This window comes from Mesorhizobium sp. B2-9-1, from assembly GCF_006439455.1.
Classification (GTDB): domain Bacteria; phylum Pseudomonadota; class Alphaproteobacteria; order Rhizobiales; family Rhizobiaceae; genus Mesorhizobium.
Genome location: NZ_VFTP01000008.1, coordinates 147,000 through 169,115 on the forward strand (window position 1 = coordinate 147,000; position 22,116 = coordinate 169,115).

Sequence of the window (22,116 nt, forward strand, 5' to 3'; positions counted from 1 at the left end):
ATCTGCATCAACTAACGCTGTCCGGCAGCTTTTCCTCACGCCGCGCGATCAAATCCGCGAGACCCTCGGCGATGCCCTCGTCGAGTTTCGGCTCCTGGTAGTCGGCCAGCATGGCGCGCGCCTTTTCGCGGCCGCGCGTATCGTGGTCCTTGGCGCCTTCGGCGCTCCACTGCTCGAACGAATTGAAGTCCATGATGTTGGGCATGAAGAAGGCGCTCTCGAAATGCTCGAGCGTGTGCTGCGTGCCGAGGAAATGCCCTTGCGGGCCGACCTCGCGGATTGCCGCCATCGCTTCCTTGAAATCGTCGAAGGGAACGCCGCCGGCATATTTATACCAGCCGACGAGCTGCTCGCAGTCGGTGGCGAATTTCGAATAGCCACAGGTGAGGCCCGCCTCCAGCCAACCGGCGGAATGCCAGATGTAATTGGCGCCGGAAAGGATCGCGGCATGCATCAGCATGTTCGCTTCATAGCCGGCCTGGGCGTCGTTGAGCTTGGAGCCGACATGGAAGCCGGAGGTGCGCCACGGCAGCTTGTATTTCCTGGCCAGGGCGCCCATCAGATACATCATCTGCGCCGCTTCCGGCGTGCCGCCCATCGGCGCGCCGGTCTTCATGTCGACTGTGACCATGAACTGGCCGTAGAGCTGCGGCGAGCCGGGCCGGATGAGCTGAGTGAGCGCCACGCCGGCGAGCGCCTCGGCGTTGACCTGCGCCACCGCGCCGACGGCGGAGGCCGAGGTCGAGGCGCCGCACAGCGCGAAAGGCGCCAGGATCAGCGGCTGGTTGTGGCTCGCATAGACCCGCATGGCGTCGATCATGGTGGCGTCCCAGACCAGCGGCGAATTGCAGTTGGTGATCGCCACCAGCACCGGGTTGTCGCGCACGAAGTCCTCGCCGAAGACGATGCCAGCCATCGCCATCGTGTCCTCGGCGCGCTCCTTCGACGTCACGATGCCCATAAACGGCTTGTCGGAATGTTTCAGCGCCGAATGGATGATGTGGAGATGCCGCTTCGGCACCGCGATTTCCATCGGCTCGCAGATGACCGAGCTCGACGAATGCAGCGCCGGCGCCATGTAGGCCATCTTGTGGAAATTGTTGAGGTCGGCGAGCGTGCCGTAGCGGCGCTTGTTGTCGACGTCGCGGATATAGGGAGCGCCATACATCGGCACGAAGATCGAGTTCTTGCCGCCGACGCGCACGGTGCGCTCCGGATTGCGCGCGTTGAGCGTGAACTCAGGCGGAACTTTCGAGACGAGTTCCATCAAGAGCGCGCGGTCGATGCGGACGCGCGTTTGCCTGACATCGGCGCCGGCCGCTTTCCAGAGCTCTATCGCCCCGTCGTCGCGGAATTCGCAGCCCACCTCCTCGAGGATCTTGAGCGATTCCTCGTGGATCAGCTCCACCGCCTCGTCGGGCACGATCTCATAGACGGGGATCTTGCGCACAAGGGTCGGGAAGGACGCGATCGGCGCGCTTCTCAGCGCCTTGCGGCCAAGACGGCCACCGCCGCGGCGGTGGGTCTGTTCGGTCAATTCAACGGCCGGTGCGTTCATGGAGGCTCCTTCTTCCCGCCACTCACGTTAGCGAGGCAAAATATGGCTGTGACGCTGGAAAATCCTGATCTTCTGTATAAGTTCACCTTATGCGAAGCCTGCGCCACCTCCTGCCCTCGGCCGGCAGCCTCATCGTCTTCGAAGCCGCCGGGCGGCTGTCGAGCTTCACCGCCGCTGGGCGCGAGCTCGGCATGACGCAGGCCGCCGTTTCCTATGCCGTGCGCGGGCTGGAGGAGCAGCTCGGCGCCAAGCTCTTCCAGCGGCGCCACCGCCAGGTGCTTCTGACGGAAGCCGGCGAGCGCTTCCATGCCGACGTCTCGCTCGGCCTGTCGCATATCCGCAAGTCGGCGGAGGATCTGCGCCTGCAGGCGACCGGCGGGCACGTGACGTTAGCCGCCTCGACGGCTTTCGGCTCGTTCTGGATGATGCCGCGCCTGCAGCAGTTCCGCGACGAACTGCCGGGTATCGACCTGCGTATCCAGACCGCCGACCGCGACCTCGATATCATCGCCGAGGGGATTCCGCTCGGCGTGCGCGGCGGCGTCCCGCGCGACTGGCCGGACTATCACTCGCTGTCGCTCTCCGACGAAGAGATCTTCCCGGTCGCCGGCCCGAGCTATCTCGCCAAATTCGGCAAGCCGAAGACGGTCGAGGAATTGGCAACGCACCGGCTGATCCATCTCGAGGAACCCTATCGCGAGGCGCCGAATTGGGACGAATGGTTCGCCTCGGCCGGAACCAGCCTGCGCAACGCCGAACGCGGCCTGCGCATCAACGATTATGCGTTGGTGATCCAAGCGGTGATGGAGGGACAAGGCATCTCGCTCGGGTGGCGGCATCTGGTTGAGCGGCTGGTGGCATCAGGGCTGCTGGTGCCGGTGACCGATCATGTCATGCGGACCGGCATCGGCTTCCACGTCATCTGGCCGAAGAACCGCGACCTCAGCGAGAATGCGCGCAGGGTCAGGGACTGGCTGGTGGCGCAGGCGTGAAGCTATCAATTTGTCGTTGTGCAACTCTATGATTTTTGGATAGAACTTATACCCAGAGGTTTTTGGTTGTTTATGTCATTGCCTAGGGAAAAATGGGAACGGTAATTGCGACATACTCCGAACGCGACCAACGCTTCTATAGATTGGCCCGCAAGCTCGAATTATCACCGGAAGGAGTTCGTCGAATACGCGCGTCCCCGATGCGTTACTGCCTTGGATCTAATATGCTTTATGTTCCTACAACGGATGACGACCATAGTCACCTTTGCTGGGCGAGAATATGGTCTCAAATCATTTCCGAATACTCACTCGATTTTGGTGACTCAATCGTGGGTAAAGGTGAACGCCTTGTCGGTATAACGGCCTTGGAAGAGGCTGGCATCATGATCGGCGATCGATACCTAAGAAGGTTGAAGGAGGAAAACGGGCAATTTGTTCCGGTACAAGAGTTTTGCTCTCAGCAATTGATAGACGCGCTTGCAGAAAACCCTGAGGCATTGCCATCTGTGAGCAGCGACGATTTCGAACAACTTTGCGCTGAGATTTTCGCGCGACGAGGTTTTAAGGTAGACCTGTTTCGCCGCACAGGTGACGGCGGCATTGATTTCCTCGCGGTCCAGGATGAACGCACTGATCCGACTATCTTTGCTGTCCAAGTGAAACAACCGCAAGAGCGGGCCGGAAAGGCCAGACGCTCTGTGGGGAGGCCCGTTGTCCAACAGATATATGGTGCTGCAAAAGCTTGGGATATGAAAGGGGGTATCGTCGTTTCAGGATCAACCTATAGTCAAGAGGCGAAGACCTTTGCCGAGATAAAGCCAGAAGAGATGAAAGTTCACGACGGAAAAGCTGTGCTTGAGTGGATCATGAAATACCGTTGGAACGAGGACGAATTAGCCTAAGGCAGGAAAATCGACTCTCCCCTACGCCGTTCGAATCCGCCTATAATCGCCTGATGCCCATCCGCCAGCTTTCCGAAACGATGATCAACCAGATCGCCGCCGGCGAGGTCATCGAGCGTCCGGCGAGCGTGGTGAAGGAACTGGTCGAGAATGCGCTCGACGCAGGAGCCTCGCGCGTGGAGATCGTCACCGCCGGCGGCGGGCTCAATCTCATCCGCGTCACCGATGACGGTTCGGGCATTCCTGAACAGGAACTCGCTCTGGCGATCGCGCGCCACTGCACCTCCAAGCTTTCCGACAGCATCCATGACATCCGCTCGCTCGGCTTCCGCGGCGAGGCGCTGCCTTCGATCGGCTCGGTGGCGCGGCTGTCGATCCGCTCGCGCACGGCTGGCGGCGACAGCGCGGCCGAGATCGGCATCGACGGTGGTCGCGTCTCGGCGGTGAAGCCGGCGGCGGCGAACCGCGGCACCACGGTCGAGGTGCGCGACCTTTTCTTCGCCACCCCGGCCAGGCTGAAATTCATGAAGGGCGAGCGCGCCGAAAGCTCGGCCACCAGCGACGTGGTGAAGCGCATCGCCATCGCCTTTCCCGCTGTCCGCTTCACGCTGGCCGGCGCCGACCGCTCGACGCTGGAACTGCCGGCAACCAGCGACACGCCGGAGGGCCGGCTTGCCCGCGTCGCGCAGGTGATGGGCAAGGATTTCCCGGACAATGCCATTGCCATCGATGCCGCGCGGGAGGGAGTTCACCTTGCCGGCCACGTCTCGATCCCGTCCTACACGCGTGCCAATGCGCTGCAGCAATATGCCTATGTCAATGGACGGCCGGTTCGCGACAAGCTGATCGCCGGCGCGATCCGCGGCGCCTTCGCCGACGTGCTGCCGCGAGATCGGCACGCGGTGACGGTGCTCTTCCTGTCGCTCGATCCCTCGACCGTCGACGTCAACGTCCATCCCGCCAAGGCCGATGTGCGTTTCCGCGATCCCGGCCTGGTGCGCGGGCTGATCGTCGGCGCCATCCGCGAGGCGCTGGCCGGCGCCGGCATCCGCGCGGCGACGACGGGCGCCGCCGGCATGATGGCGGCATTCCGGCCGGGCGCGGCGCCCTACTCGCATCCCGGCCCGGCCAACGGCCATCGCAGCTACGAGGCCGCTTATCGCGCTTCCGGAGGCTTCGACCCGTTGCGCTCGGCGCAGCGGCCGCTCGACATGGACGAGGCACGGACGCCACGAAACGGCTTCGCCGAGAACGAGCAGGCGGCCTTCGACACCGGGCCGCTCGCCAGCGCCGATGTCCGCGCCGGCATGGCCGAGCCGACTGAGGCGCTGCTCGGCATGGTGCTGGGCGCGGCGCGCGCGCAGGTGCATGAGAACTATATCGTCGCCCAGACCAGGGATTCGCTCGTCATCGTCGACCAGCATGCCGCGCATGAGCGGCTGGTCTACGAGGCGCTGAAGAATGCGCTGCATTCGCGCGCCGTGCCGTCGCAGATGCTGCTTTTGCCCGAGATCGTCGACCTGCCGGAAGAGGATGCGGAGCGGCTGGCGATGCATTCCGAGACGCTCGCCAAGTTCGGCCTAGGCCTCGAACGCTTCGGCCCAGGCGCGGTGGCGGTGCGCGAAACGCCGTCGATGCTGGGCGAAACCAATGTGCAGCAGCTGGTGCGCGACCTTGCCGACGAGATCGCCGACAACGACACCGTCGAGACGCTGAAGGAGCGGCTGGACAGAATAGCCGCCACCATGGCCTGCCATGGTTCGGTGCGCTCGGGCCGGCTGCTCAAGGCCGAGGAGATGAACGCGCTGCTGCGCCAGATGGAGGCGACGCCCGGATCCGGCACCTGCAACCACGGCCGCCCGACCTATATCGAGCTCAAGCTCGCCGATATCGAGCGGCTGTTCGGGCGGCGGTGAGCGTACGCCAAGGCCCCTCACCCAGCCTCCGCTTCGCTCGGCTGACCTCTCCCCGGTGGGGAGAGGAGACTTTCGGCGCCGGCGCCAATCTCTTCTCCCCGACGGGGAGAAGGTGGCCGCGTAGCCGCCGGATGGGGGGCAAGAAAAGAGCCGCTCGAAGCGGCTCTTTTCTTGAGTCAGGAAAATTCTTCAATTCACCGGTCTACCGCTTCAAATTCACAACGATCACGCCACCCAGCGCCAGCGCGCCGCCCAGGATGCCGAGCAGCGACGGCACTTCGCCCAGCCAGAAGAAGCCGATCAAGGCGGAGGTCGGCGAGACGAGGTAGAGGAAGTTCGAGGCGCGCGCGGCAGGCAGGCGGGACAGCGCGGTCGCCCATGCAGCATAGGCGATCAGCGAGGGCACGATGCCAAGATAAATGACGGCGCCGAGACCGGCGGTGTCGGCGACCGCCGCCTGCGAAAACGCTTCCGGCAGGAAGGGTGACAGACAGAGCGCGCCGAGCACCATGTTGGAAGCGGATATCGTCAGAGGATGATGGCGGGCAAAGAGCGGCTTCTGGACGATGGTGTTGACGGCGGAGCAGAGCGCGGAGCCCAGCACCAGCAGCGCGCCGGCGTTGAAATGCAAGCCGTGCCCGTCGGCCACCGCGATGATGCCGATGCCGGCGAAAGAAATGACCGTGCCGAGCCACGCCAGACGCGAGAAGCGCTCGCCGAGCAGCGCCATCGCCATGATGGCGGTGAAGATCGGGCTGACATTGATGATGAAGCCGGCCGCGCCCGCCGAGACGGTGAGCTCGCCGAAATTGAGCATGGCGGTGTAGAGCGCGACGAAGATGGCGCCGCCGAAGCCGAAGCGCCACAGCTCGCCCATCCGGGGCAGTGCCGGGCGCTTCACCGCGAGGAAGATGGCGGCCGGAACCGCCGCGATGGCAAAGCGCAGCGCGCCGAGCTCCAGCGGCTGGAAGGCGGCAAGGCCAGCGCGAATCGCCGGGAAAGCCGAGGCCCAGCCGATGACCGTCAGCGTCACCGCTATTGCGGCGGCGGTGTCCATGCGCTGTGTCTCATTCAACGTGCCGGTGTAAGCGCTCATTGCCGTAGCCTCGTCCTTCTGCGTCATGGATGCAGAAAACGCTATTGCCGGCCGATTGACAAACGACCAATTCGAGGGTCAGCTGTGACCATGGATCACAGCTCTGACCAGATATTGCCGCTGGAAACCCTGCGTGCTTTCGATGCGGCGGCGCGCATGGGGAGTTTTTCCGCGGCGGCTGAAAAGCTCAACCTCACCCATGGCGCGGTCAGCCGGCAGATCGCCAAGCTGGAGGACTGGCTTGGCTTGAAAGTGTTCGAGCGCAACGCGCGCGGCGTGACGCTGACGATCGAGGGCAACCGGCTGCATTTGAGGACTGCCGAGGCCTTCGCGCTGATCTCGTTCAACTCCGACCGCTGGGTCGAGCCGCGCGGCACCGCCGTGGTGCGGCTGGCCTCGATCCCGTCGGTGAGCGGGCTATGGCTAATGCCGCGCATGGCCGCGCTGGAGAACCATCCGACCAAGCTGCGCATCGTGCTCGACGTCGACAACCGCCAGGCCGATCTCGCCGACGAAGGCATCGACCTTTCGGTGCGCTGCGGGCGCGGCCGCATTCCGGGCCGCGTCTCGGTGCAGCTGTTCGAGGAACATATTTTCCCGATCGCCTCGCCGGAGCTGGCGAAGGAGATCGGACGAGGCGACCCTGCCCGGCTGCTGAAATTCCCGCTGATCAACGATTCCGACGCATCCGCCTGGCGCGCCTGGCTCGCGGCGCAGGACATGGACTATCGCCCGCGTCCGCAGGACCGGCGTTTCGAGGACTATAATCTGGTGCTCGATGCGGCCGCGCATGGGTTGGGCATCGCGCTGGCGCGGCCGCCGCTGACGGCAGACCAGCTCCAATCCGGCCGCATCGTTGCCGTCGACGAGCGCTCTGCGCTCAATCCGGTGTCTTATTGGATGGACCGCCCGGTCGGCCGGCCGCGCGCGGCGGCGGCGGACCTTGCCAGGCGCATTGCCGAACAGGCTGGGCTTGCTCCGGAAAAGCTCGAGGCTTTCCTTCAGGACGGCGTCTGAGCGGGCTTATCGAAGCAACAGAACCATGATGGTGGCGGTCACGGCCGAGACGATCGCCGTGACGACCGAAATTGTCCAGAGCGATACCGCAACAGAATCGGATCGCGGCGCGTGACCAGCCGGACGAACCGCGGCGCCGCGAGGCTGCGGTGCATTGGCATTGGCCGCGACCAGCATCGCGGCGGAAGCGACGGTCGGCGAAAATGTGGACAATGGCGGAGTGACCGCGGGGCTCGGCGTGGTGTCGATGACCGCTGCCGGTGGCGGGGCGAAGCCGCGCGGTGCCTGATCTGTATCCGTCGCCGCCCTGCCTGTCGAAGGTCTTGCCGGCGCATCGCCTGAGGCGGCATCGGGCTCCATGACGGCCCGGTAAGCGTCCTCGACCTCGGAGGACGACAGGCGTGGCGATGCCTGGGCGGCAGGGCGCGGCAGCGCGCTTTGCAGCGACTGGGCCGCAATTTGCGCCGCCTGCACCATTGATGGCACCGGCGGCTGGACCAGCGTCCTGATCAAAGCCGCCGTCGCCGGATCGGCCTTCGGCGACGGCACCGCCTGCGGGGTGAGCGCCTCATTGATCAACGTGTTCAAGCGGGTCGGAGTGATGTCCATGCGGGGGCTCCGGGAACCATTTGTCGCCGCAGCCATACCGGATGAGCATTGCGTCAAGCTTGACGTTGCTTGCGATTTATGGCGATTGAAACCCGATGAACTGCAGCGTCCTTTCATGATGAACCGTTTCGAAGGCCCGGGCGGCAGGGAAGCCCGGATCCGTTATCTCGACGGCGACTTCCAAGTCACCAGTCCGGGCTCTTTCGTGCGCTGTGCAGTGACGGGCGAGAACATTCCGCTCGACGAGCTCAAATATTGGAGCGTCGCCCGGCAGGAGCCCTATGTGAACGCTGCGGTGTCGCTTGCCCGCGAGATCGAGATGCACCCGGAATTGCGCAAGCGGGGATAACCCTTGCGAGCCCATGGCGCCTTGGCAGCCAAGCTCGACCGCTCAGGGTACTACATTGAAAAACTTCAGGAAATCTCTCAAGACACTTGTTCGCATGCCGCTTGTCATGCGTGCGAGATGGCGCGATCGGGCGGTGTCGAGGGCGCCCCGATTCAAGCTGACGGCCTGCGCCATCTTCCGCGAGGAAGCGCCGTTCCTGGCCGAATGGATCAGGTTCCATCAGAATGTGGGATTCGAGCATTTCTATCTCTACAACAACTTCTCGACCGACGACTTCAAAGCCGTATTGAACCCGTTCATCCAGGAGGGCCTGGTTACGCTGGTCGACTGGCCGCGGCCGGTGGGGCAGTTGTCGGCTTATGGGGACTGTATCCGCAGGCGCTGGCGCGAAGCGTTGTGGATCGGATTCTTCGACATCGATGAGTTTCTTTTCGCGCCCGACGGATGTGACGTAGCCTCGGTTCTGAAGGATTATCGCGACCTGCCAGGCGTTTGCGTCTGGCAAGCTTTCTATGGCTCCTCCGGCCAGGTCGAGCGACCGGAACGGCCGGTGGTCGAGGCCTATACGATGCGAGCCGGGCCGGACATCACGACGGTCAAGACAATCCTCAACCCGCGCATGGTCTACAGGGTGGGCGTCCATCAGTCGAAATTCCTGTCCGGTGAGGGGATGGACACCCGTCGACGGACCATCGTGCCCGGCATGCCTCCCCAGTTCGATATCCTGAGGATCAATCACTACTGGTCGCGATCGCTTTCCGACCTCGACCAGAAAATCCGGCGCGGCGACGCCTCGACTTCCGCGCTGCGCGACAGGGATTGGCATTTCGACTTCGAAAGCAAGCTCAATGTCGAGCGCGACGAGTCGATCCTGCAGGCGATGCGGCGCGCAGGATAGCCGTAGCCACCTGTTCGCCTCCCCTCATCAAGCTCGAAGCTCAGCCCCGCATCTTGCGCTGACGCCAGGCGTCGAGCGTCTCGTCGACGATGCGTTCGGGCACATGACCGAGCTCGAAGACGGCCTCGATATCGAGCACATCCAGTCGATCGAGGAAACCGGCGGGCGTCTCGCCGTGGCGCAGCCGCGCGGCGTCCTTTGCCGTGGTGACGAGGCGCAACCCCTCCTGCCGGGCTAGCGCCAGGAGATCGGCAAGCTCATCCTGGGCGTAGAAATGATGGTCCGGAAAGGCGCGCGACAGCGCGACTTCGCCGCCCGCGCCACGCACCGTGTCGAAGAATTTCTCCGGATGGCCGATGCCGGCAAAGGCCAGGAAGCGGCCGCCGGCGAAGCGCGACGGGTCGGCCGGCTCGACATGCGCCAGGAAGATCGGCCGGCCGGCGCGCGCCGCCTGGCGTACGACGCCGTCGGCGGCGGCCCCCTCGCCCATCTTCAGCAAGCCGCTGGTGAAGACCAGCTGGTCGATGACCTTGGCGCGGAGCGGCCCGCCCGGGATGACGCGGCCGTTGCCGATGCCGAAGCGGGCGTCGACCACGACCAGCGCATAGTCGATATGGATGCGCGCCGACTGGAACCCGTCATCCATGATCAGGAAATCGCAGCCATGTTCTTCGATGAGCAGCTTCGCACCGGCGGCGCGGTTCGCCGTCACCGCGACGGGCGCATGTTCGGCCAGGAGCAGCGGCTCGTCACCGACATGCTTGGCGGCGTCGTGATGCGCATCGACGACATGCGGCTTCGCGAACGAGCCGCCATGGCCGCGCGACAGGAAGCCTGGCGTGAGCTGCATGCGCTTGGCCTGCTTGGCCAGGGCGATGGCGACCGGTGTCTTGCCGCTGCCGCCGACGGTAAGGTTGCCGACGCATAGGACCGGCGCTGCGGCCTTCTCGCGCGGCGCGTGGCGCATGCGGCGGCCGGCGACCAGCCCATAGATCGCCGATGCCGGCGACAGCGCAAGCACGCGCCAGTCCGGCTTTTCCCACCAGAAGGGTGGCGCTTCGCTGGTCATCGCGCCCGCCCCATGCGTCTCGGCTTCGCGCATGGACTTTTCCAAAAATCGGATCCGATTTCTGGGGTCATGATCTAGCGCCCGTTTGCGCCTTTCAGGCGCGCCTTGACGACCAGAGGTTGGATATAGGGCTCCAGCGATTTCAGCGTGCGGGCAAGCGCGCCGCGCATTTCGTCGACGGTGGCGGCACCCGCCGCCATCATCTCGTGGCGCGCCGCTTCGTTGGTCAAAAGGAAATTGACGGCGCCGGCCAGCATGTCGCGGTCGCGCACCAGCTTGGCGCCGCCACTGTCGAGCAGGCGCTGATAGGCTTCGCGGAAATTCTGCACGTTACGCCCGGCCAGCACGGCGGTTTCGAGCATCGCCGGCTCGAGCGGGTTCTGGCCGCCTTGCGAAGTCAGCGAACGGCCGACAAAAGCGATCTCGGTCAGCCTCAGATAAAGGCCCATTTCGCCGATCGTATCGCCGAGCAGGATGTCGGTATCGTGGGAGATGCGGTCACCCTTGCTGCGCCTTGCCACGGACAGGCCCATGCCGGAAATCTGCGCGGCCAGCGCATCGGCGCGATCGGGGTGACGCGGCACGATGATGGTCAAGAGCCCGTGATGACGCTTGTGCAGGCTGGCATGGACCTCCGCGGCCACGACCTCCTCGCCGTCATGGGTCGAGATCGCAGCCCAGGTCGGACGGCCGCCGATCTGCCGCTGCAGGGTGGCCAAGGCCCGCTCGTCGACCGGCGGCGGGTTGGTGTCCACCTTGAGGTTGCCGGAAACGGTGACCGGCCGGGCACCCAGCGCGCGGAACCGCTCGCCGTCGACATCCGACTGGGCGATGACGTGGGCAAGATTCTCGAACAGCGCCTCGGCAACGCCGGCGCGCTTCTTCCAGGACATGAAGGAGCGGTCCGACAGCCGGCCGTTGACCAGAACCTGCGGCACGTTGCGGGCGCCAAGTTCCAGGATGGTCATCGGCCAGATTTCCGATTCGGCGATGATCGCCAGTTCCGGCCGCCAGTGATCAAGAAAACGGCTTACCGCGGGCTTCAGATCGAGCGGCACATATTGGTGGATGATGCGGCTGCCGAGGCGCTCTTCGGCGACCTTGGCCGAGGTCACCGTGCCCGTGGTCAAGACGATGTTGACGCCATAGTCGAGGATGCTCTCGACCAGCGGCACCACCGCGATCGTCTCCCCCACGCTTGCCGCATGGATCCAGATCACCGGCCCTTCCGGACGGGGACGGCCGGCGACGCCATAGCGTTCTCGGCGGCGGACACGATCCTCCTTGCCGCGCGAGGCGCGCCAGGCGACATAGGGGCCGATCAGCGGATAGGCGACCGCCCCCGCATAGCGATAGGCAGTCAGGGCCGCACGCGCCCAGCGCTCGCTCATTTGCCGCCGTCCACGAGGCGATAAGCCTCAGCCGTCGCGGCGTTGAGGGAGGCCGTGACCTCCTGGCGCTTGCGCTCCATCTCGGCATCATCGGCATCGGCGGGCACGAAGACAGGCTGGCCCACGATGACCGCGGAGCGGCCGAACGGCAGGTTGATGGTGGTCTTGTCCCAGCTCTTCTCCAGCACCTTGCGGCGGCTGGTGGCGATGGCCGATGGCAGGATCGGCCGGCCGGAAAGCCTTGCCAGGAGAACGATGCCAAGCCCAGCGTCGCGCGGCGTGCCATTCGGAATGTCGGCGATCATGGCGACGTTCTTGCCGGTGGCGAGCGCCTTCCTCAGCGCGATCAAGGCCTTGGCGCCGCCCTTGTCCAAATGCCTCGAATTGTTGCGGCCGCCGGAGCCGCGCACCGCCTCGATGCCGAATTTCTCGATCATCAGCGCCTGGAGCTCGGCGTCGGCGCTGCGCGAAACCATGGCGACCAGCGGCCGGCCCTCGGGATAATAGGCAGGAGTCAAAAGATGCTGGCCGTGCCAGAGCGCGATGATGCCCGGCTCAAGATGCGCATAAGCGCCGCCGGCTACTCGAGTCGAGCCGTCGACGAGCGGGCTGGTAACCCGAATCAACCGCAAGAACCAGGCGAACAGGTTGGCGATGAAGTTCTTGACGAAACTCGACTGCGCCAACGGCTCACGGATGCGCCGCCACAACGTGCGCGTTCCGCCGCGTCTGGCGGCGCGCGGCCGGGTCGCCCCTTTCACCGCTTCATGCTCCATCGACGTCAACCGCCGACCTTCGATTCTGGATCGAGCAAGCGGTGCAGATGAACAACGAAATAGCGCATATGAGCATTGTCGACACTTGCCTGCGCCTTCGCCTTCCAGGCGGCGTGCGCCGATTGATAGTCGGGATAGATGCCGACAATGTCGAGCGCGTCCAGGTCGCGAAACTCGGTTCCACCCAGCTTTTTCAGCTCGCCACCGAACACCAGGTGCAAAAGCTGCTTCTTTCCGTCTTCCACGGCCATGCCGATCCTTCGTAGATTCATGAGTTTTGTGAAACGTTTAGCCCAAAGCAGCCGATTTTGGAACTGCGGGCCGACTCACCCTTGGTCAACCCCGGCGATGACCCTGGCGAGCACGCCGAGCAGTTCGCCGCTGCCCGCGGCGAGCGCGCCATGGTTGATCACCTCGCCCGCATAGCGCGGCGGGTTGCCGGTGCGGTCGAGCAATGCTCCGCCCGCCTCGGCAAGGATGAGGTCGGCGGCAGCGATGTCCCAGTCATGCGCGCTCGGCTTGACGAAGGTCGCATCGAGCTTTCCGGCGGCGATCATCGCCAGCCTATAGGCAAGCGAAGGGATGTAGGCCGTCCGCCGCAGCCTGTCCTGCCATGCCGGCGGCATCAAGTCGACCAGCGGCTTAGGCCCCCCGATATCGACGCTTTCGCCCAGCGGGCGCACATGGATGCGCTTGTCGTTGAGATAGGCGCCCTCGCCCGGCAGCGCCCAATAGGTCTCGCGTTTGGCCGGGCATTCGAGCACGCCGGCGAGCGAGCGCCCGTTCTCGACCACGGCGACGCTGACGCACCACGAATGCAGGCCGTCGAGAAAGCCGCGCGTGCCGTCGATCGGGTCGACCACGAAGGTGCGGCGGGCCGACAGCCTGGCATGGTCATCGGCGGTCTCCTCCGACAGCCAGCCATAATCCGGACGCAGCCGGAGCAAGGTCTCGCGCAGGTAGGCGTCGGCGGCGTGATCGGCCTCGCTCACCGGCGAGGTGCCGCCCTTCATCCACACCTGCGGGTTCTTGCCGAAATAGCCCATGGCGATAGCGCCGGCCTCGCGGGCGGCGTCGCGCAGCAAAGCGAGGTCGTCGCGGGCGTCGCTCGAGGTCAATTGGTCAAGCGCCGGCAAGGGTCATCCCTTCGATCAAGAGCGTCGGCGCCGCGGTGCCGAAATTGCGGTCGAGATCGTTCGCCGGAACCATGTTGAGGAACATGGCCTTCAGGTTCGAGGCGATCGTCACCTCGGCGACCGGATAGGCCAATGCGCCGTTCTCGATCCAGTAGCCGGAAGCGCCGCGGCTGTATTCGCCGGTCACCATGTCGACGCCCTGGCCGAACACCTCGGTGACATAGAAGCCGCTCTTCAACGACGCGATCAGATCTTCCGGCGAGCGCTCGCCGGGCTCGATGGCAAGGTTGGTCGAGGACGGCGAAACCGACGAGCCGCTGCGCGAGCCGCGCCCGTTGGTGACAAGGCCGAGCTCGCGCGCGGCCGAGGTGGACAGGAACCAGTGATTCAAGACGCCCTTCTCGACCATCAGCAGCTTCTCGCCCTCGATGCCCTCGCCATCGAAGGGGCGCGAGGCCTGGCCGCGCCGCCGCAAAGGCTCGTCGGTGACGGTGATCGCAGCCGACGCCACCTGCTTGCCCATCATGTCGCGCAGGAAGCTGGTCTTGCGGGCGACCGCGGCGCCGTTGATGGCGCCGGCGAGATGGCCGGCAATGCCGCGCGCGACGCGCGGATCGAACACTACGTCGACCGGGCCGGTCTTCGCCTTGCGGGCGCCGAGGCGACGAACGGTACGTTCGCCCGCCTTGCGACCGATGTCCTGCGGCGTGTCGAGATCGGCGAAATGCTGGCGCGACGAGAATTCGTAGTCGCGTTCCATCGCGGTTCCCTCACCCGCAATGACGCTGGTCGAGCGCGAGAAACGCGAGGCAACATACTGGCCGACAAAGCCATGCGAGGTGGCGAGAACCATGCCGCCCAAGCCGGCGCCGGCGTTGCTGCCGGCGGAATTGGTGACGCCCTTGACGGCCAGCGCGGCCGCTTCGGCGGCAAGTGCTGCTTCCTTCAGCTCGTCTGCCGATACCTCTGTCGGGTCAAAGAGGTCGAGATCGCGCAAATTGCGTGCGAGCAGCGCGGGATCGGCGAGGCCTTGGAACGGATCTTCGGGCGAAACCCTGGCCATCGCCACGGCACGCTCGGCGAGCGCTTTCGGGTCGGATGCGGCGGTGGCCGAGACGCTCGCCACACGCTGGCCGACGAAGACGCGCAGCGACACGTCCTCGCTCTCCGACGATTCGGTGCCTTCGACCTTGCCCAGCCGAACCGACACGCCGGCCGAACGGCCGCGCACCGCCACCGCGTCGGCCGCATCGGCGCCGGCGCGCCTGGCGGCCTCGACGAGCGCCGCGACGCGATCGGTCAATTTCGCTGCGTCGAGCTTATCGGTCATGCGGTTGTTCCTGTCTGTTCACGCGGTCTGTCAGGTCGGGATCACGCCCGCGCCCATCCATCGATGCTCACGCACCGTCTGTGGATGCTCACGCACCATCTGCTGGATGCTCACGCACCATCTATTGTTCCATTGCCGCTTGTGCAATGGGCTCAGGACAATCAGGATACCGCGGCCAAACCGTCCAAAGCGACCGGAAGGGGTTCCGATCGCTGGAACAGTGTCACGTTCTGACGACGTGGGCTTGGCCGCGCGCGCTTCAGCGCCGGGCCAATGGGGGAAGGATGGATTATTTTGTCGACGGAGAGTTTACCCATGACTGGACCTCCCATCACCTGAAGCTTTGGGAGGAGTTTCTCGGCGACAAGGCCGGCACGGCGACGGCTGTGCTCGAAATCGGCTCGTTCGAGGGGCGTTCCGCGCTATTTTTCCTGCAATTCCTGCCAAAATCCCGCATTACCTGCGTGGACAGCTTCCAGGGCAGCGAAGAGCATCTCGAGCCTGGCTCGAAGCATGAATCGGATATGGCCGAGGTCGAACGACGCTTCGACCGCAACCTCAAGCCCTTCGCCGGCCGGGTCGAGAAACGCAAAGGCCATTCGTTAACGATCCTGCCCGGCCTTGCCGGCGAAGGACGGCTGTATGACGTGGTCTATGTCGACGGCGACCATTGCGCCACGTCCGCCTACAGCGATGCCCGACTGGCCTGGGACCTGCTCGACAATGACGGTGTCATGATCCTGGACGACTACCGGTGGGGGCCGGATCTGCCGCTGGCCAGGCGTCCCCAGGCAGGGATCGAAGCCTTTCTGAGCCAGGTCGCCGGAGAATGCGAGCTGTTGCACCGGGGCCAGCAGATCGTCATTCGCAAGAGCGAGATCGTCGCGGCCAAATCATTCACGATCGCCGGCCGCGACATTGACGGGCTCGCCGGCGGCGCGCTGTCGCCGCCGCTGGTCAGCTTCGTCGTCATCAACTGGAATTACGGCGGCTATGTCGGCGCGACGATCGATTCCATACGCAGACAGGACTATCCGCATTTCGAATGCATCGTCATCAACAACGGCTCGACCGATGACAGCGCGCAGGTGATTGCCCGGCATGTCGAAGGCGATCCGCGTTTCCGGGTCGAGACGCTGGCGCAGAACCACGGCCAGCTCGGCGCCGCGCTGTGGGCTCTGGAGAAGGTGAACGGCGGATTCGTCACCTTCGTGGACGCGGACGACGTGCTGTTCGACAACTACGCTTCGACGCACATCCAGGTGCATATGGCATTGCAACGAAGCGTCGGCTTCACTTCGGCCAACGTCGCAGAGATGGACTCGACAGGCACAGCCCTGACGGCCTCGTACCAGCAACTCCGGCTGAACAGACCGGGCGCGCAGCGAGGCCTGCGAGGTGAGCGGACCGTGCTGCGGCTGCCGACCGTCTCCCCGTCGCAATACCGGCTCCTCGACACCAGCACGGCGACCATACCGCGTGGGCACGTCGGCTGGCTCTGGGCGCCGGGCAGCGCCAACATGTTCCGCACCTCGGTCCTGCGTCTGTTGCGGCTGGACGATGGCGGCAACCGTTGGATGACGTCGGCCGACGGCTATTTCAATACGATATGCCATGCGGTTGCCGGCAGCGCGCTGATCGACATGCCCTTGTCCGGCTATCGCCTGCATTCAAGCAATTATTTCGCCACGGGCGAAAGCATGGAGGGCATTCGCACCGGAACCAGAGAATACGCGGCCAAATTGCGGAAATTCACATATGAAAGCGTCAATTATCTGATCGAAGGAAGCGAAAGGTTCGACTGGCTCTTAGGGGGCGAGTTCTGGCCGGTCGTGGACCGGGTCACGCGAGAAAACCCCGACAGGTTGCGCGACTATTTCAGCGACGAGATCGCGGTCGAGATATTCAAGCGCAACGCGCCGCAATTAAGGTCTGTTTTCGGTGCCAGGAGGTTCGGCAGAGAGGTCCTGGCCCGGTTTGCCGGAGCCCAGGCAAGATCCATCCTCAGAGCCGGTTTCGGAGGCCGAATTCCGATGCGCGTCCTCTCGAAATCGCTGTTCCGCGATGCCCGCATCTCTCTGAGGATCGGACGGAAGCGATAATGACCGCGCCAAAGATCAGCTTCGTCATCATCAACCACAATTACGGCCAGTATGTCGGCCAGGCGATATCGAGCGTTCTGTCGCAGGATTACGCCGAGTTCGAATGCCTTGTCCTCGACAACGCCTCGACCGATTCAAGTCGGGATGCGATCAGGCAATTCGAAAACGCGGACGACAGGTTGCGGATCGAATATCTGGATAGAAACCTAAATCAAATGGGTGGCTTCCTACATGTCATCGACCGGCTGTCGGGCGAGTTGGCCTGTATCGTCGATGCCGACGATTTCCTTTTTGCGAACTTCGCCGCGTTTCACGTCCAGCTTCACCTCGATTGCGGCGATCGTATCGCGGTGACATCGGGCGGCGTTTGTGAGGTTGATGGAACCGGCGCCATGCTGACGCCAAGCTACGCATTCTTTTTGCATAGCAAGGCCGGCACGGCGATGTGTCCCGGCGACGCCGAGGGTGTGCCGCGTTTGTTAAGCCAGTCTGACCGGGAGCTGTTGTGGCGACAATCGACACTCATCGCGCCACACGAACATGGGTGGCATTGGTCGCCAGGTACGGCGAACATGTACAAACTATCGTTCCTGAAACGGGCACGGCCAATGTTGAACGTGGTCAACTCAACGTCCACGGACAACTATTTCATGCCGTTCCTGAGCGCGTTGAGCGGCTCGGCTTGCATCGACATACCGCTTTCGGCCTATCGGATACACGGCAGGAATCGCTACAGCGTCGTTCCGGCAGGCCCGGGCTTAAGGCCGACCAGCAAACAATCCGCCGCGCGTACCTATGCAGACAGGAAGGCAATGGTCCGGACTCTGGCGTCGCGTGCCCGCGATTTTGTTTCCACGCACGCCGAGACGTTCTGGATGATAATGGACGCCGCCCCCGTCCCCGACGGGGTTTCCCGGCATGACTATTTCAACGATCCAGTTATCCAGGACATTTTGCGCGAACATTTTGACGAACTCGTCGCTGCGTGCGGCAAAACACAAACCAGCAAGGAATTGAGTGCGCGCATGGGGCGAAAGGGCTACGACGTGTTCATGGCCAGGGTGCGCGATGGAAATGCCGCAGCCAACAGGATAGCGCAATAAAGTGCTTGCAGCTCAGGTGCTGGCTACCGGTGCCCAGATCACGTCATCGACCCTTGCGGCCCCCGTCGCCAGCATCACCAACCGATCGAAGCCGAGGGCCGAGCCGCTGGCTTGCGGCATGATGGCCAAAGCGGCGAGGAAATCCTCGTCCAGCGGATAGCGCTCGCCATAGACGCGCTCTTTCTCATCCATCTCGGCGGCGAAGCGGCGGCGCTGCTCGGCTGCGTCGGTCAGCTCGCCGAAGGCGTTGGCAAGCTCGACCCCGCAGCAATAGAGCTCGAAGCGCTCGGCAACGCGCGGATCCTGGGCGCTCGGCCGGGCGAGCGCCGCTTCCGAAATCGGATAGCCGTATAAGATAGTGGCCCGCCCCTGCCCCAGCACCGGCTCGATTTTTTCGACCATGACCCGGCTGAACAGGTCGGCCCAGTTGTCGTCGGGCGCAGTGCGCAGGCCGGCGCGGACCAGTGCCGCGTGAAGGGCGTCGCGGTCCGTGCTGCCGTCGGCCGATACGGTCGCGAGCAGGTCGATGCCGGCATGGCGCAGGAAAGCCTCCGCCACGCTCAGCCGCTCCGGTTCGGCGAAGGGATCGGCCTCGCAACCGCGAAAACGGAAACTCTTCGCGCCGGCCTTTTCCGCGGCGAGCGCCAGGAATTCGGCGCAGTCATCCATCAGGCGCTCAACTGTATCGCCGACGCGATACCATTCGAGCATGGTGAACTCGGGGTGGTGCAATGGGCCGCGCTCGCGGTTGCGCCAGACCGGGCCGAGGCTGAAGATGCGTTTCTCGCCGGCGGCGAGCAGCTTCTTGCAGGCGAATTCCGGCGAGGTGTGGAGATAGAGCTGCCGGCGCGATGCATCGGGCCCGATCGCCTCGGTGGCGAAGGCGGCGAGATGCGCCTCGTTACCCGGCGAGACCTGCAGCGCCGAGGTCGTCACCTCGACGAAATCGCGCTGCGCGAACCAGCCGCGCAGGGCGGCGGCGATGGCATTGCGCGCCATCAGCCGGGGCCGGCGGTCGGCATGGATATGCGGCATCCACCAGGGCGAAGCGGCGGTCATGGGCAGGAAAATCGCCCGACAGGCTGGCGGTTCGGCGCAAGATGCGCTAGGGCGCACGCGATGGCCGCCGTCGCCGCTTCGCGGAAATCGATGCTTGCAGGCCGAAAAACTCGAACGGGATCGAATATCGTGGTCAAGGTCATCGCCAGTTCCTTACGCAAAGGCAACGTCGTCGATAAGGACGGCAAGCTTTATGTCATCCTCTTTGCCGAAAACATCCACCCTGGCAAGGGCACGCCGGTGACCCAGCTCGATATGCGCCGCATCGGCGACGGGGTGAAGGTTTCGGAGCGCTACCGTACGACCGAAATGGTCGAGCGCGCCTATGTCGAGGAGCGCGAGCACACCTTCCTCTATTCCGACGGCGAAGGTTTTCACTTCATGAACCCGGAAAGCTACGACCAGGTCGTGGCCTCGGAAGCCGTGGTCGGCGACATGGCGCCCTATCTGCAGGAAGGCATGGCCGTGCAGCTCGCGCAGTTCAACGGCGTGCCGATCTCGCTGGTGCTGCCGCAGCGCGCCACCTTCGAGGTGGTCGACACCGAGCCGGTCACCAAGGGCCAGACGGCGTCTTCGTCCTACAAGCCGGCGATGCTCTCCAACGGCGTGCGCACGGCCGTGCCGCCGCACATTTCGGCCGGCACGCGCGTCGTGGTGATGACCGCCGACGGCTCTTACGTCGAACGCGCCAAGGACTGAGATTTTAGGTCGATTTGTAATGGCTCGCCTGAGCACAGGCGGGCCTGCAATCACGCATAGTTGGCTTTTTTGACCCGTATCCGCCAGTTTCGCCTGCGGACGATCGCTTTACGCCTCCTTCAGCCGCGCGACCACGAATGCCGACACCTGAAAGCTGAAATATTGTTGGCACCAAAGGCGGGCGCCGGCTCATGTGCATTTGCTGATTGCCCAATGCCCAGCGCACGCTGCTTTTATCAAAGGCAGTTACACCCTGAACGGTTAGCGAAAGGCGAGGACGCTTGTAGCACCGCATCATTCCTTTGATGGATTTCAGAGGCCAAAAAGCAAGATAGCGTGCGGCGCGCGGAACGGGCGCGGTCGCCGTCATGCAAATAAGCAACAAACAGGCTCCTGCTCTGCAGGCAGTGATGAAAGAGGCCAAACGCGCCATAACGCCGCTGATCTGGTTCAGCGGCGGCATCAATATACTGATGCTCACCAGCTCGTTCTACATGCTTCAAGTCTACCACCGGGTGCTATCCAGCCACAGCGTGGAAACTTTAGCAGCATTGTCGTTGATGGCCTGCGCCGCGATCCTGACAATGGCAGGGCTCGAAATGGTACGCGCCCGCCTGCTGTCAACCGTAGGCGCCTGGATGAACTCGAGGCTGGCTCCAGTGCTGTTGACCGCGTCAGTGGAGCAGTCGGCCGCCGCGCCGGGTCAAGGCAGCACGCGGTCTCTGCGCGATCTCGACCAAGTGCGGAGTTTCTTCACCAGCCCGAGCATCTTCCCGATCCTTGACGCACCGTGGGCACCAATCTTCTTCATCGCCATCTTCTTCATGCATCCGTGGCTCGGTTGGTTGGCGCTGGCCGGCGGGTGTGTGTTGTTCGCGCTGGCATTGCTCAACGAACTCGCTACCCGCAAACCGCTCACAGAGGCCGGCAACGCACAGGTGAGGGCCTTCATCCGAGCTGACTCGACAGTCCGCAACGCCGAGGTCGTCCAGGCCATGGGTATGCTGCGGCCATTGCTCGCCAGATGGCAAGAGCAGCAGGATGAAGCGAGCGCCGGACAAGTCGCCGCCGGCAACCGCGCCAGCGCTATCGCGTCTGTCGCACGTTTCTGGAGGATGGCCTTGCAAATGGCCATCCTCGGCCTCGGCTCTTACCTGGTGCTGCAGAACGAGGCCTCTCCCGGCGTCATGATTTCATCCTCAATCCTGATGGGCCGCGCGCTGGCCCCGGTGGAGCAAGCGATCAGCACGTGGAAGGCGACACTCGGGGCACGCGCCGCTTACAAGCGTCTCACCGCGTTTGTCGGCGAGCGACCCGAGGCCAAAGCAGTGTGGTCTTTGCCACGCCCACAAGGAAAGCTCGAGGCAGAGAGTATTGTCCTCGCCCGGCAGGGTGGTGGTGAGCCTGTCTTGAAAGGCGTGAGTTTCCAACTCAAGCCCGGCGAAGTGATGGCGCTCATCGGCCCGAGCGCATCCGGCAAGACAAGCCTGGCCCGCGTTATCGCCGGCGCTTGGCGACCATCAGCCGGCCGCGCTTTGCTCGACGGCATGGACGTCGCCGAGTGGCCCGCCGAGGACCGTGGTCGGCACGTCGGGTATTTGCCTCAGGATATCGAGTTGTTCGCCGGCACAATCACCGAGAACATCGCTCGCTTCACGATGCTTAGCCCCGCAGTGTTCAACAACGTAGTCAAGGCCGCGCAACTGGCGGGCGTTCACGAATTGATCAAGGGCTTGCCGAAAGGCTACGAAACTCAAGTCGGGGATTCAGGCGCATCGCTGTCGGGCGGACAGCGTCAACGAATCGGGCTGGCGCGAGCACTTTACGGCGATCCGGCCCTCATCATCCTGGACGAACCGAACTCCAACCTCGACCGCGATGGCGAAGACGCGCTGATCGCCGCCATCAGCGCAGTCAAGGCAACGGGCACCACAATCATCCTGATCGCACACCGCCCAAACATCATGGAGAAAGTCGACAAGGTGCTGGTGCTCAATCAGGGCAGACAAGAATTATTCGGGGCGCGTGACACGGTTTTCAACGAACTCGCCGCCCGCGCCAGGAGAGTGGCCCAGCTGCCCAACACCACTCACGTCACGGCGGTCACGTCATGA

20 protein-coding genes are annotated in these 22,116 nt (G+C 64.0%); 10 read left to right on the top strand and 10 right to left on the bottom strand.

Features of this window, described 5'->3' with window-relative positions:
- Positions 1-7: 7 nt before the first annotated feature.
- The gene (locus FJW05_RS16790) at positions 8-1,558 is read right to left on the bottom strand and encodes a trimethylamine methyltransferase family protein (RefSeq protein WP_140634094.1); all 1,551 of its coding nucleotides are present in this window, start codon (positions 1,556-1,558) and stop codon (positions 8-10) included.
- A gap of 89 nt (positions 1,559-1,647) precedes the next feature.
- Between FJW05_RS16790 and FJW05_RS16795 the strand changes: the two genes are divergently transcribed.
- The 3 genes from FJW05_RS16795 (at position 1,648) to mutL (ending at position 5,368) form a co-directional block, all read left to right on the top strand.
- Positions 1,648-2,550, top strand: a complete 903-nt coding sequence (locus FJW05_RS16795; RefSeq protein WP_140634096.1) for a LysR substrate-binding domain-containing protein — start codon at positions 1,648-1,650, stop codon at positions 2,548-2,550.
- A gap of 224 nt (positions 2,551-2,774) precedes the next feature.
- The gene (locus tag FJW05_RS16800) at positions 2,775-3,452 is read left to right on the top strand and encodes a restriction endonuclease (RefSeq protein WP_181164975.1); all 678 of its coding nucleotides are present in this window, start codon (positions 2,775-2,777) and stop codon (positions 3,450-3,452) included.
- Positions 3,453-3,505: 53 nt separating this feature from the next.
- On the top strand, positions 3,506-5,368 hold the full coding sequence (gene mutL / locus FJW05_RS16805) for a DNA mismatch repair endonuclease MutL (RefSeq protein ID WP_140634100.1): 1,863 nt from the start codon (positions 3,506-3,508) through the stop codon (positions 5,366-5,368).
- Positions 5,369-5,570: 202 nt separating this feature from the next.
- Here the strand turns inward: mutL and FJW05_RS16810 are convergent, their stop codons facing one another.
- Positions 5,571-6,464, bottom strand: coding sequence for an EamA family transporter (locus FJW05_RS16810; protein WP_140634102.1), 894 nt, complete (start codon positions 6,462-6,464; stop codon positions 5,571-5,573).
- Positions 6,465-6,554: 90 nt separating this feature from the next.
- On the opposite strand from FJW05_RS16810, the gene FJW05_RS16815 reads away from it, so the two are divergent.
- Positions 6,555-7,481, top strand: a complete 927-nt coding sequence (locus FJW05_RS16815) for a LysR substrate-binding domain-containing protein (RefSeq protein WP_140634103.1) — start codon at positions 6,555-6,557, stop codon at positions 7,479-7,481.
- A 6-nt stretch (positions 7,482-7,487) separates the two neighbouring features.
- Here FJW05_RS16815 and FJW05_RS16820 read toward each other — a convergent pair whose 3' ends face one another.
- Positions 7,488-8,090, bottom strand: a complete 603-nt coding sequence (locus FJW05_RS16820; RefSeq protein WP_140634105.1) for a hypothetical protein — start codon at positions 8,088-8,090, stop codon at positions 7,488-7,490.
- A 115-nt stretch (positions 8,091-8,205) separates the two neighbouring features.
- Between FJW05_RS16820 and FJW05_RS16825 the strand changes: the two genes are divergently transcribed.
- Both FJW05_RS16825 and FJW05_RS16830 read left to right on the top strand, forming a co-directional pair.
- Positions 8,206-8,439: a DUF2093 domain-containing protein gene (locus FJW05_RS16825; protein WP_040986608.1), complete on the top strand. Its 234-nt coding sequence runs from the start codon at positions 8,206-8,208 to the stop codon at positions 8,437-8,439.
- Positions 8,440-8,533: 94 nt separating this feature from the next.
- Positions 8,534-9,337 (top strand): glycosyltransferase family 92 protein, encoded by an 804-nt coding sequence (locus FJW05_RS16830; RefSeq protein WP_246673487.1) that lies wholly within the window; start codon positions 8,534-8,536, stop codon positions 9,335-9,337.
- Between the two features lie 40 nt (positions 9,338-9,377).
- Here FJW05_RS16830 and lpxK read toward each other — a convergent pair whose 3' ends face one another.
- From lpxK to FJW05_RS16860, 6 genes are all read right to left on the bottom strand, one after another.
- Positions 9,378-10,406 carry a tetraacyldisaccharide 4'-kinase gene (gene lpxK / locus FJW05_RS16835; protein WP_140634192.1) on the bottom strand — a complete coding sequence of 343 codons (1,029 nt, stop codon included), beginning with the start codon at positions 10,404-10,406 and terminating at the stop codon, positions 9,378-9,380.
- Between the two features lie 74 nt (positions 10,407-10,480).
- Positions 10,481-11,797 (bottom strand): lipid IV(A) 3-deoxy-D-manno-octulosonic acid transferase, encoded by a 1,317-nt coding sequence (gene waaA, locus FJW05_RS16840; protein ID WP_140634109.1) that lies wholly within the window; start codon positions 11,795-11,797, stop codon positions 10,481-10,483.
- Positions 11,794-12,573: a lysophospholipid acyltransferase family protein gene (locus tag FJW05_RS16845; protein WP_140634111.1), complete on the bottom strand. Its 780-nt coding sequence runs from the start codon at positions 12,571-12,573 to the stop codon at positions 11,794-11,796. Before FJW05_RS16845 ends, waaA begins: the two co-directional genes overlap by 4 nt.
- A gap of 5 nt (positions 12,574-12,578) precedes the next feature.
- Positions 12,579-12,824 (bottom strand): DUF4170 domain-containing protein, encoded by a 246-nt coding sequence (locus FJW05_RS16850; RefSeq protein WP_041002569.1) that lies wholly within the window; start codon positions 12,822-12,824, stop codon positions 12,579-12,581.
- A 75-nt stretch (positions 12,825-12,899) separates the two neighbouring features.
- The gene (locus tag FJW05_RS16855; RefSeq protein WP_140634113.1) at positions 12,900-13,709 is read right to left on the bottom strand and encodes a 3'(2'),5'-bisphosphate nucleotidase CysQ; all 810 of its coding nucleotides are present in this window, start codon (positions 13,707-13,709) and stop codon (positions 12,900-12,902) included.
- The gene (locus FJW05_RS16860; RefSeq protein ID WP_140634115.1) at positions 13,696-15,039 is read right to left on the bottom strand and encodes a TldD/PmbA family protein; all 1,344 of its coding nucleotides are present in this window, start codon (positions 15,037-15,039) and stop codon (positions 13,696-13,698) included. Before FJW05_RS16860 ends, FJW05_RS16855 begins: the two co-directional genes overlap by 14 nt.
- Before the next feature lie 146 nt (positions 15,040-15,185).
- Here FJW05_RS16860 and FJW05_RS16865 point away from each other — a divergent pair, with 146 nt between their 5' ends.
- Together FJW05_RS16865 and FJW05_RS16870 are read left to right on the top strand one after the other, a co-directional pair.
- Positions 15,186-17,141 carry a glycosyltransferase gene (locus FJW05_RS16865; protein WP_140634117.1) on the top strand — a complete coding sequence of 652 codons (1,956 nt, stop codon included), beginning with the start codon at positions 15,186-15,188 and terminating at the stop codon, positions 17,139-17,141.
- Positions 17,141-18,244 (top strand): glycosyltransferase, encoded by a 1,104-nt coding sequence (locus tag FJW05_RS16870; RefSeq protein ID WP_140634119.1) that lies wholly within the window; start codon positions 17,141-17,143, stop codon positions 18,242-18,244. Before FJW05_RS16865 ends, FJW05_RS16870 begins: the two co-directional genes overlap by 1 nt.
- Before the next feature lie 12 nt (positions 18,245-18,256).
- Here the strand turns inward: FJW05_RS16870 and epmA are convergent, their stop codons facing one another.
- A complete protein-coding gene (epmA, locus tag FJW05_RS16875) occupies positions 18,257-19,303 on the bottom strand; it encodes an EF-P lysine aminoacylase EpmA (protein WP_140634121.1) in 1,047 nt (348 codons plus the stop codon).
- Between the two features lie 129 nt (positions 19,304-19,432).
- Between epmA and efp the strand changes: the two genes are divergently transcribed.
- Positions 19,433-20,002: an elongation factor P gene (efp, locus tag FJW05_RS16880; protein WP_140542739.1), complete on the top strand. Its 570-nt coding sequence runs from the start codon at positions 19,433-19,435 to the stop codon at positions 20,000-20,002.
- A gap of 410 nt (positions 20,003-20,412) precedes the next feature.
- Complete coding sequence (locus tag FJW05_RS16885) at positions 20,413-22,116, top strand: type I secretion system permease/ATPase (RefSeq protein WP_246673489.1); 1,704 nt, start codon at positions 20,413-20,415, stop codon at positions 22,114-22,116.

What these genes read in the sequence shown, in the direction of transcription:
- FJW05_RS16845 (WP_140634111.1), bottom strand. Translation starts at nt 12,573, where the DNA reads ATGGAGCATGAAGCGGTGAAAGGGGCGACCCGGCCGCGCGCCGCCAGA.
- epmA (WP_140634121.1), bottom strand. Translation starts at nt 19,303, where the DNA reads ATGACCGCCGCTTCGCCCTGGTGGATGCCGCATATCCATGCCGACCGC.
- FJW05_RS16850 (WP_041002569.1), bottom strand. Translation starts at nt 12,824, where the DNA reads ATGGCCGTGGAAGACGGAAAGAAGCAGCTTTTGCACCTGGTGTTCGGT.
- lpxK (WP_140634192.1), bottom strand. Translation starts at nt 10,406, where the DNA reads ATGACCAGCGAAGCGCCACCCTTCTGGTGGGAAAAGCCGGACTGGCGC.
- mutL (WP_140634100.1), top strand. Translation starts at nt 3,506, where the DNA reads ATGCCCATCCGCCAGCTTTCCGAAACGATGATCAACCAGATCGCCGCC.
- FJW05_RS16885 (WP_246673489.1), top strand. Translation starts at nt 20,413, where the DNA reads ATGAAAGAGGCCAAACGCGCCATAACGCCGCTGATCTGGTTCAGCGGC.
- FJW05_RS16815 (WP_140634103.1), top strand. Translation starts at nt 6,555, where the DNA reads ATGGATCACAGCTCTGACCAGATATTGCCGCTGGAAACCCTGCGTGCT.
- FJW05_RS16830 (WP_246673487.1), top strand. Translation starts at nt 8,534, where the DNA reads ATGCCGCTTGTCATGCGTGCGAGATGGCGCGATCGGGCGGTGTCGAGG.
- FJW05_RS16790 (WP_140634094.1), bottom strand. Translation starts at nt 1,558, where the DNA reads ATGAACGCACCGGCCGTTGAATTGACCGAACAGACCCACCGCCGCGGC.
- FJW05_RS16800 (WP_181164975.1), top strand. Translation starts at nt 2,775, where the DNA reads ATGCTTTATGTTCCTACAACGGATGACGACCATAGTCACCTTTGCTGG.
- FJW05_RS16865 (WP_140634117.1), top strand. Translation starts at nt 15,186, where the DNA reads ATGGGCTCAGGACAATCAGGATACCGCGGCCAAACCGTCCAAAGCGAC.
- FJW05_RS16860 (WP_140634115.1), bottom strand. Translation starts at nt 15,039, where the DNA reads ATGACCGATAAGCTCGACGCAGCGAAATTGACCGATCGCGTCGCGGCG.
- FJW05_RS16795 (WP_140634096.1), top strand. Translation starts at nt 1,648, where the DNA reads ATGCGAAGCCTGCGCCACCTCCTGCCCTCGGCCGGCAGCCTCATCGTC.
- FJW05_RS16870 (WP_140634119.1), top strand. Translation starts at nt 17,141, where the DNA reads ATGACCGCGCCAAAGATCAGCTTCGTCATCATCAACCACAATTACGGC.
- waaA (WP_140634109.1), bottom strand. Translation starts at nt 11,797, where the DNA reads ATGAGCGAGCGCTGGGCGCGTGCGGCCCTGACTGCCTATCGCTATGCG.
- FJW05_RS16825 (WP_040986608.1), top strand. Translation starts at nt 8,206, where the DNA reads ATGATGAACCGTTTCGAAGGCCCGGGCGGCAGGGAAGCCCGGATCCGT.
- FJW05_RS16820 (WP_140634105.1), bottom strand. Translation starts at nt 8,090, where the DNA reads ATGGACATCACTCCGACCCGCTTGAACACGTTGATCAATGAGGCGCTC.
- FJW05_RS16810 (WP_140634102.1), bottom strand. Translation starts at nt 6,464, where the DNA reads ATGAGCGCTTACACCGGCACGTTGAATGAGACACAGCGCATGGACACC.